This window comes from Alcanivorax sp. UBA3183 (assembly GCF_002364155.1).
GTDB classification, from domain to species: domain Bacteria; phylum Pseudomonadota; class Gammaproteobacteria; order Pseudomonadales; family Alcanivoracaceae; genus Alcanivorax; species Alcanivorax jadensis.
This window is the reverse complement of the sequence record NZ_DEXN01000024.1, coordinates 37,731-46,674: the sequence shown is the minus strand read 5'-3', so window position 1 is coordinate 46,674 and position 8,944 is coordinate 37,731. Positions and strand designations below refer to the sequence as shown.

Genomic DNA, 8,944 nt, shown 5'->3' with positions numbered 1-8,944 from the left:
GGCGGGCACGAGCCGGTCGACCATCAGCCCAGATCCGCGAGGGCACTTTGGCGATGAATTTTTCTATCATTATGTTCTCTCTTGCCGGTACAGTCTTTTTAGCCAGTGTACGCATGAGAATAAAGCACGACCATGCGGAGTTTGGCGTACTGACTTTGATGGATATCACATCCTGAAGGTTCCTTCCCTCTGAGTAGATGTCCAATTGTTGGACAGTTAGCCGCCCTCTCTTCTCCCTGAATCCTTACTCTTTATCCCACGCAGCGCACGTGGCCGCTGCAACAAATTCTTTTTTACACCGGACAACGTAAAGGAATCATTGATCATGGGCGAGCTGAAAGATCTGCGCGAACAAAGCGAAACTCTGGTAAACCGTGCCAAAGAACTGGGCAACAAACTGTATCTGGCCGGCCTGGGTGCTTACGAGAAGGCTGAAGAAGGCTCTGAAGAGCTGCTGAACAAGTATGTTGAAGCCGGCACCGAAGCTTTTGGTGAAGACGCCGAAGGCAAGCCCAAGGCCCTGCTGGCCAGCCGTGGCGCCCTGCTGGCTGCCCGTCAGCTGCTGGACACCGCTCCGGAAAAGCGTCAGGCCCTGTACGAGAAACTGGTAGAAGCCGGCAAGAAAGAGCGCGGCGAGAAAGCTGAAGAAACCAACGAATTCGTGCTGGCCGGCCTGGGCGCCGTAGCCTCCGCACGTGAAGAAGGCGAGAAACTGTTCAACGAACTGGTTTCTGCCGGGGAAAAACGTAGCTGATTCTGTTTCCCTGATTCTGTTGTACTCTCCTTTGGGGCCTGATTTGGGCCCCTTTCTTTTGCCTGCTATTTAGCGAAAAACCACCCCTCACCCTCCTCTTTATGGCTTCATCCCACCATGTACACCCTGCCGGACAAGCGCTAGAGTCTGATAGCACCTGCTGACTCGGTCACAACGTGCCGAGAATGACTATCCCACAGCGTTACCCGAGGACTCCATGGCTGACGACCGTCGTCGCAAGCGCCCCACCACTGCCACCGGCCGCCTGTTCCGGCTGACCGGCATGACCACCTCCATTGCCACCCGCGTCGCCGGCCATCAGGTCAAAGGGCTGTTCCAGTCCGACATTGCCAAGGCCGCAGACCGGGAAAAACTGCTTCAGCATATCGGTCGGGAGGTGGCTGCCACCCTCGGGGAGATGAAAGGCGCGGTGATGAAGGTGGGGCAGATCGCCTCGCAGATGCAGGACATTCTACCCAAGGAAATCAGCGATCAGCTCAAGGTATTGCAGAACGCCTCGGCGCCCATGCCCTTCCATGTGATTCGCCGCCAACTGGAGCGGGAGCTTGGCGGCACCCTGGATCAGCTGTTTGCCGATTTTGAGGAAACGCCGTTTGCCGCCGCCTCCATCGGCCAGGTACACCGCGCCACGACCCATGATGGCGACAACGTGGTCGTCAAGGTTCAGTACCCGGCAGTGAAGGAATCCATTGATTCCGACATGAAACACCTGCGTCGCATCCTGCGCCTGGGCAGCCTGCTCAAGGTTGACGAGGCCGCCCTCGATGCGGTGTTCCGGGAAATCCGCAACCAGCTCCATGAAGAGCTGGACTACCGACAGGAAGCGGGCAATCTGAAACACTTCCGGGATTTCCATCATGACCAGCCCTGGCTGGTCATCCCGCAGGTGTTCGATGAGTTATCCAGCGAAAAGGTACTGACCCTAAGCCAGGAAACCGGCATTGCGCTGGACCAGGTAGATGACGATCACGGCTTTGATCAGGCTACCCGCAACCTGCTTGGCGAGCGCCTTTTCGACGCCCTGGGCCAGCAGATTTTCCAGTTACGGGCAGTCCACTGTGATCCGCACCCGGGCAACTTTGCCTTTCGCCCGGATGGCACCATCGTGATTTACGATTTCGGTGCGGTAAAACGGTTGCCCCCCCAGGATGCTGACCTGCTACGGAATATTGTGCGCAGCGCACTGAATGAACAGTGGGATCACTTGGATACCCTGCTTCTGCAACTGGGCGCTCGCAAAAAAGATACCCAGGTCAACGGCCAGTTCTATGCCACCTGGATTGCCTTGCTGCTACGTGCCTTCGATGACAAGCCCTACGATTTTGGCCGCTCGGAACTGCACACCGACATCCTCCGCCAGGTAAAACGCACGCCCCTGGATCAGATGCTGAAATTCCAGCCGTCCTCACGCAGCCTGCTGATTGAGCGAGTGGTCAGCGGCCACTACTGGACGATGATGAAACTGGGCGTCAATACCGCGTTCCGGCCTAACCTGGAAAGGGCATTGGAAGCGACGCCGGACCGCTGACGGCGCCCGGCTCCGCCTTAAAATGCGGAACGCAACCCGACGCTGACCCCGGAAATTTCTTCCTCATCGGTATCCACATAACGCATGTATTCCAGATTGGCACCCAGCGTATCGGTCAGGTTGAAATCAAGCCCGGCACCCCAGGATTCATCCTCGAAAGTCTCTGTGTCACTGAAGGCATAATTGACCCCCGCCACCGAACCGCTGGCGGAGACTTCACCCTTGACCTTGCTGTAGCCACCGATCACATAGGGGCGCAGGGTTTCACCCACCGGCGCACCCAGTTTCACGTAGCCGCCGTAAAGGTGATCCATCTCGAAATCGACAATGCCTCGCGAATCCTTGTCGAAACCCATGCCACCCCGCGCCTCGAGCGCCAGGAAGTCGGTAAACTCGAAACCGGCACGAATCGTGGCCGCATCAATTTTCAGGGTATCGCTGTCTATTTCCTCGTTGTCATACTGAATCTGGCTGTAGTTACCACCAACGTATGGGCCAGCCGCAAAAGCACCCGAGGCAGCGATCAGGGAGCAGGACGCCACCAGAACATTACGCATCATCACTTTCATACAACTCTCCTTTTGCGTGTAATCACAAGTTTCGAGACGCTGTCCGACGCACAGTTCCGGGTAATCCGGTAAACTCTGTAAAATGTGTCGAAAGCATGCCGCATCCAGATAACAGCGATAACAGGATCGGGAATGACAAAGGGAACCGTCTTCGCAGGGCGACTGGCCGCGTTTATTTGCGCATTTTTTCTATCTTTGCACAGCCACGCTCTTACTCTGTCGGATGACCGCGATAGCTACGACGCTGCGGCCGGCATGCAGTGGCTGACTGATCAAAATCACGCCCTCAGCCCGACCCTGGCATTACAGGCCCTGCTCGCCGGCCAGGGGCAGCAACTGGACACGCCATATCCTTCCCTGGGGTTTCGCGACGGGTTTCAGTGGCTCCTCATCTCCGTGGAAAACAACAGCGCGTTGCCCTACTGGTTTTTGCGTGTGGGGCGCCCCCATCTGGATTACCTGGACATCTACGTCTTTGACAAGGACGGCAACCAAATCAAGCACACCCGCATGGGTGACCGGGTGCCCTTCCATAGCCGAGAACTGTCCCACTACCACCTGGTGACACCGCTGACACTGGCCACGAACAGTGAGCATTACCTGCTGTTTCGCGCCCAGGGCAATAACGTGATCGAGCTGCCAGCCACGCTGATGACACCGGCAGCCTTCAACGCCCATGACAACCGGTTTTCGCTTTTCTACGGCCTCTATTTTGGCGCCATCGTCGCCATGTGTCTGTTCAATCTGCTGATCTTCCTGTCCATCCGCGATCCCAGTTATCTGCTTTATGTGCTTTACCTCGGCACCTTCGGCCTTAACCTCTTTACCCGGGAAGGGCTGAGCTACCAATGGCTATGGCCCGACGCCACCCTGTGGAACCATTACTCCCTGCCGGTGCTGAATCTGATGACACTGGCGTTTTCCATGCTGTTCGCCAGCCAGTTTCTGGAGCTGAAGAAACGGGCGCCGCGCATTCACCGCCTGTTGCTGTTCAGCGCCATGGCTCTACTGGTCGCCACGCCGCTGACGTTCCTGAACTTTCATTTTTCCATTCAAGCCACTACCGCCGTGGTCATGCCCTGGCCTTTTGTGGCCATCGCCCTGTCCCTGTGGCTGATCTTCAAGGGCTATAGCCCGGCACGTTATTTCCTGCTCGCCTTTACCGCCGTCGCCACCGCCACGGTGCTTTACGTACTGAAAACCTTTCAGCTGATGGAAGGGGGCTGGCTACTGGAAAATGCCATGCAGCTGGGCACCTTCACCGAAGCCGTTCTGCTGTCCTTCGCGCTGGCTCACAGGATGACGGTATTGAAGAGCGAGAATGCCCGCATTCAGCGCGAGGCCAATGAGGTGCTGGAACAACGCGTGGATGAACGCACCCGGGAACTGAACAGCGCATTGAGTGCGCGCAGCGAATTCCTGGCGGTAATGAGCCATGAGATTCGCACCCCGCTGAACGGCATCATCGGCACCGTGGATATGCTCAAGGGCACGCCGCTGGACGACGACCAGCAGCACAATCTGAATGTGATCGAGCAATCCGGTAACAGCCTGCTCAACCTGATCAACGACATCCTCGATTACTCGCGCATCGAAGCGGGCAAGATGCCCATTGAGCAGACCAGCTTCAGCCTGGAAGATCTTGTCAGCGAATCCCTGGCCCTGTTTCAGCATAAGGCCCATGTGCATTCCAATACCCTGCAAACCGAGCTTGACCGCAACCTGGGTGAGCGCTGCCTGGGCGATCCGGTGCGGCTGCGGCAGATTCTGGTCAACCTGATCGGCAATGCGGTGAAATTCACCAGTAACGGTGTTATCACGGTCATGGCTGAACGGGATGAAAACAACCCGGACTATGTCTACTTTGAAGTCTCCGATTCCGGTATCGGCATTGCCCCTGAGCAACTCAAGCATCTGTTTGATCATTTCCATCAAGGCGACAGCTCCACCAGCAGACGCTACGGTGGCACCGGGCTGGGGCTGGCAATTTGCCGACAACTGGTGGAAATCATGGGCGGCGAAATCGGGGTCTTCAGCCGGCAGAATGAAGGCTCACGGTTCTGGTTCCGCCTGCCGCTACCCGGCACCCATAACGATACTGGCTACCTGCCACAAAGTGAGGACAGCGACTTGCCCAGCCTCTCCGGCGGCCGACTGCTGATCGTGGATGACAACCATATCAACCTGATGGTCGCCGAAGGGCTATGCCAGAAACTGGGCTATGAAACGGAAGTAGCGGAAAGTGGCATGGAGGCCATTGCCGTGTTGATGTCTACTCAGCAGTCGTTTGATCTGATTCTGATGGACTGCGAAATGCCGGACATGGATGGTTTCGAAACCTCACGCTCGATTATCAAACTGCAACAGGAAGGTCGCCTGCCCTGGATTCCGATTGTGGCCCTGACCGCCCACGCGGTGCCGGACAAGATCCACGCCTGCCACGACGCAGGCATGGTGGCCCACCTGGCCAAGCCCATCAACAAGGCACGCCTGTTAGCGACGCTGAAGCAGGTACTGCGCGACCCGGGCAAGGGTTCGCGATAACGCCTGGCGTCCTCTGCGTTAAGTGCGGGACAAGCGATTTGCGCGGACTGGTCCGCGGCGTCTTAATCCAACGCCCCCAGCAAACTATCCACCACCCGCTCCAGGTCATTGAGGGTGGCACACTGGCGGGCCAGGCGGCAGTGAGGCAAGTAGCGATCCATCACCGCATCACCGCTGTTCCAGCGCCCCCGGGATTCCGGGTTCAGCCACCAGACCTGTTTGACCCGGCGGCGGATGGCCTGCAGCGTTTCAGCACCATCGGGCAGGTAATTGTTACGCGCATCACCGAGAATGATCACCGTGGTGTGAGCATCCAGCTCCCTTTCGCAACGCGCCTGAAAGGCCCGGAACATCTCTGCATAATCAGTGCCACTACCCGACAGACGATCCAGTACCTGCCCCACCGCCACCTCGGGGGAATAACGGGAAAAATCATCGGTAATTTCGTCAAAGCGTGACGCAAAGGCAAAGCTGCGCACCCGTGGCAACACGTCGTTCATGGCGTAGAGAAACTGCAGCAGAAAGCGGGCGGCATCGCTGACCGAACTGGACACATCACAGATCACCATCACCCGCGTCTTGCGGGGCGGTCGACGGCGCCAGAACAGTTTGGCTGGCACGCCGTCATGGCGGATGCTCGCCACCATGGTACGACGGGCATCCAGCATTCCCCGCCGGCTGGTTTTCATGCGTCGCTGATGCAGGCTGGCCAGTCGCCGAGCCATCTTGCGCACCAGCGCCTGCACGTCACGAAACTCGCGCAGATCACGAAATGGCACCGCCCGCAGGGTCTGCTCACGCAGGGCACGGCCCTTGCCGACACCGTGCAACAGAAACTGGCGCCGCACCTGACCAGCCGCCTGCTCACGGACCCGGGCTCGCCACTGCCGCAACTGCTCCGCCCGTGCCTGCTGACTCGGGTTGCCCTGATCCAGCTGCAACACCCGGTCATCCACTGCCCCCATTCCCATGTTCATCAGCAAACGGCGGGAATACAGCCCTTGCTGGGTAATCACTTCCATCTGCGTGAAGTCCATCTCGGCAGCGGCTTGCGCCATACGTTGCTGCAGCTGCTCCGGCGTACTGGCCAGCAGGGCTTCTGCCTGCTGTTCCTCAGGGGTCTGCGCAGAAGCCGGATCGGCGGCGGGAGCCGGCATCGCCGGCTCCATGTCCCCGGACGGATCGACACCGGAATCCTCGGCCGCGAAGAAACGGGCAAAGGTTTCTTCAAAGGCGGGCCTGTCCTGTTGCTGTTTGACCAGGGTAACGGCCAGCGCATCATGAAAGCGTTGCCGCCGGGCATAGCCCACCAGGGCCGCCGCATCCATGGCCTGGCTGGCTTCATCCGGAGAAATCCGCAACCCGGCCCCACGCAGGGCCTGAACAAATTCGGATAAGCGACGAGTTGGCATCAGCGGTTCCTGAATCCTAGCGCTTACCGAGCTTGCGCAGCCAGGCGGGCAACAATTCCCGGGCCAACGTCACATCCTGCTCGGTCTTCAGCACCAGATTGAGGGTATCGGCCACCTGGGCATGCTCCAGACTGTCCGCGTGCAACAGCACCAGCGCCCGGGCCCAGTCCAGGGTTTCAGAAATGGCCGGCAGTTTTTTCATGTCCTGTTCGCGCAGATGCTGGATAAACGCCACCAGCTGTTCCCGCAGGCGCGCATCCAGATCCGGCACCCGGGTGGCGACGATCTGCGCTTCCAGTTCCGCCGCCGGGTAGGGAATATAGAGATGCAGGCAACGACGCTTGAGCGCATCGGACAGCTCCCGCTGGTCGTTACTGGTGAGCAGCACCAACGGCTGGTGCTTGGCTTTCACCGTCCCCAGTTCGGGGATGGAAATCTGGAAGTCGGACAGTAGCTCCAGCAGGAAGGCTTCGAACTCCTGGTCAGCCTTGTCGATTTCATCAATGAGCAGCACCGCCGGCTCGTCACTACGCAGGGCATGCAACAGGGGGCGCGGCTCCAGAAAGGTATCGCTGTAGAAGGCTTCGCCCAGATCCCCCAGCCGCTCCATGCTGGCTTCCAGACTGTCCGTATCAGCAAGCATGCCCCCCAGTTTGTCACGCAACAATTGGGTATAGAGCAGCTGCTTGCCATACTTCCACTCGTACAAGGCCCGGCTTTCATCCAGCCCTTCGTAGCACTGCAAGCGGATCAGTGGCGCCTCAAGAAACGCCGCCGCCGCTTTGGCCAGTTCAGTTTTGCCTACCCCGGGCGGGCCCTCCACCAGCACCGGCTTGTGCAACTGCGCAGCAAGATAGATCGCCAGGGCAATCTGTTCACTACAGATATAGCCCTGCCCGGCAAAACTGCGAGTAATCTCTTCGACGGAATCAATACGGGTTTTCATGGAGGCTCCTGCAACAGAACCCAGAGGGTAGCGCAGGAAGCGCGGGGCGGGAATGACATCTGCACGCATGAAGCATGCGGCAGGTTACCTGGGGCGCGACGCTCAGTGCAGGGTAATATTGTCCGCCAGCACCAACGGAGCGATCTCGGCCACCTCTTCAACAATAGGCTCACCGTCCAGGCTGCTTACATCAAAGCGCGCGGACGTTACATCGCCATCGATCATGTCCGGGATCGCATCCAGAAAGGCATCCACATGCTCGGAACCAAAATGGATTTCCAGCGCATCCAGATCGCTCCACTGCTGCCAGACCACGATCACCCGCGGCTCATCCGCCTGCAGGTATACCTCGTAAGCCAGACAGCCGTGTTCGCCCCGGGAGGATTTCGCCAACGCCTGCACCAGCTCCAGCGCCTCTGGTTGCTGGTCTTGTTTCACGGGGAAAGAGCCTTTGACGATGATCATGGGGGTCCATTGCGCTGGGAAAACGATCATTGTACCACAAACCCGCTCCTGCTGTCCGCTCAGGCCCCACCGCAGAAGCGTACCGAGTCGCCCAGCGGCACTCGCCCCACCCGGGTGCGGTTGGCCGCCACATCGGCGTTTTCGTAGCCGAAACTGATGCCCAGCACGATGGCGGTGCTGTCCGGAATGCCCAGCAGCTCACGCACATCATCCGGATAGTAGCGCATGCTGCCCTGGGCACAGGCACCCACCCCATGAGCGGTCATGGCCAGCAGCAGAGACTGCACGTACATGCCCACGTCCAGGGCCACGGTAACGCCGAAATCCCGCTCCATGCCGACAAAGGCCACATGGGGGGCATCGAACAGTTCGAAGTTGCGCAGCTCCGCGCGGCGGCGACCCTCCCGGTCTTCCCGGGCGATGCCCATGTTGCCGTAGAGGGCCATGGCGCAATCCACCTGTCGCTCCCGATAGATCCCCTGGAAGCGAGGCAGGCTTTCATAGTCCGGCGCAAAGGGGACGCCCCGGCTGACCTTGTCCACCAAACGCTCGCGCAAAGCGTTACGGGTTTCGCCACTGGCCACCCATACCTGCCAGGGCTGGATATTGCAATTGGAAGGGGCGTGCTGGGCCAGTGAGAAAATCGCTTCAAGCTCTGATTGCGATACAGGCTTGTCGAGAAAACCGCGCACGGAACGGCGCTCA

8 protein-coding genes are annotated in these 8,944 nt (G+C 58.8%); 3 read left to right on the top strand and 5 right to left on the bottom strand.

All coding sequences use genetic code 11. From position 1 onward, the window contains the following. Positions 1–325: 325 nt before the first annotated feature. Entirely contained in the window at positions 326–754 is a 429-nt protein-coding gene (locus B3Q33_RS09785) for a hypothetical protein (protein WP_272961451.1), read from the top strand. Positions 755–971: 217 nt separating this feature from the next. After that, positions 972–2,303, top strand: coding sequence for an ABC1 kinase family protein (locus B3Q33_RS09780; RefSeq protein ID WP_272961450.1), 1,332 nt, complete (start codon positions 972–974; stop codon positions 2,301–2,303). A 17-nt stretch (positions 2,304–2,320) separates the two neighbouring features. On the opposite strand, the gene B3Q33_RS09775 is transcribed toward B3Q33_RS09780, so the two are convergent. Continuing rightward, complete coding sequence (locus B3Q33_RS09775) at positions 2,321–2,872, bottom strand: porin family protein (RefSeq protein ID WP_273010081.1); 552 nt, start codon at positions 2,870–2,872, stop codon at positions 2,321–2,323. A 132-nt stretch (positions 2,873–3,004) separates the two neighbouring features. On the opposite strand from B3Q33_RS09775, the gene B3Q33_RS09770 reads away from it, so the two are divergent. Then, positions 3,005–5,416, top strand: a complete 2,412-nt coding sequence (locus tag B3Q33_RS09770; RefSeq protein WP_273010082.1) for a hybrid sensor histidine kinase/response regulator — start codon at positions 3,005–3,007, stop codon at positions 5,414–5,416. A gap of 62 nt (positions 5,417–5,478) precedes the next feature. Here the strand turns inward: B3Q33_RS09770 and B3Q33_RS09765 are convergent, their stop codons facing one another. From B3Q33_RS09765 to B3Q33_RS09750, 4 genes are all read right to left on the bottom strand, one after another. Next, the gene (locus tag B3Q33_RS09765) at positions 5,479–6,828 is read right to left on the bottom strand and encodes a vWA domain-containing protein (protein ID WP_272962078.1); all 1,350 of its coding nucleotides are present in this window, start codon (positions 6,826–6,828) and stop codon (positions 5,479–5,481) included. Between the two features lie 16 nt (positions 6,829–6,844). Beyond that, entirely contained in the window at positions 6,845–7,774 is a 930-nt protein-coding gene (locus B3Q33_RS09760; RefSeq protein ID WP_035249998.1) for an AAA family ATPase, read from the bottom strand. A gap of 102 nt (positions 7,775–7,876) precedes the next feature. Beyond that, the gene (locus tag B3Q33_RS09755; protein ID WP_272962251.1) at positions 7,877–8,269 is read right to left on the bottom strand and encodes a putative quinol monooxygenase; all 393 of its coding nucleotides are present in this window, start codon (positions 8,267–8,269) and stop codon (positions 7,877–7,879) included. Between the two features lie 29 nt (positions 8,270–8,298). After that, on the bottom strand, positions 8,299–8,944 hold a 646-nt coding region (locus tag B3Q33_RS09750), incomplete at its 5' end, for a nitroreductase (RefSeq protein WP_286827505.1).

Coding starts and splice junctions, on each gene's coding strand:
- B3Q33_RS09760 (WP_035249998.1), bottom strand. CDS start 7,774: ATGAAAACCCGTATTGATTCCGTCGAAGAGATTACTCGCAGTTTTGCC.
- B3Q33_RS09770 (WP_273010082.1), top strand. CDS start 3,005: ATGACAAAGGGAACCGTCTTCGCAGGGCGACTGGCCGCGTTTATTTGC.
- B3Q33_RS09765 (WP_272962078.1), bottom strand. CDS start 6,828: ATGCCAACTCGTCGCTTATCCGAATTTGTTCAGGCCCTGCGTGGGGCC.
- B3Q33_RS09755 (WP_272962251.1), bottom strand. CDS start 8,269: ATGATCGTTTTCCCAGCGCAATGGACCCCCATGATCATCGTCAAAGGC.
- B3Q33_RS09775 (WP_273010081.1), bottom strand. CDS start 2,872: ATGAAAGTGATGATGCGTAATGTTCTGGTGGCGTCCTGCTCCCTGATC.
- B3Q33_RS09785 (WP_272961451.1), top strand. CDS start 326: ATGGGCGAGCTGAAAGATCTGCGCGAACAAAGCGAAACTCTGGTAAAC.
- B3Q33_RS09780 (WP_272961450.1), top strand. CDS start 972: ATGGCTGACGACCGTCGTCGCAAGCGCCCCACCACTGCCACCGGCCGC.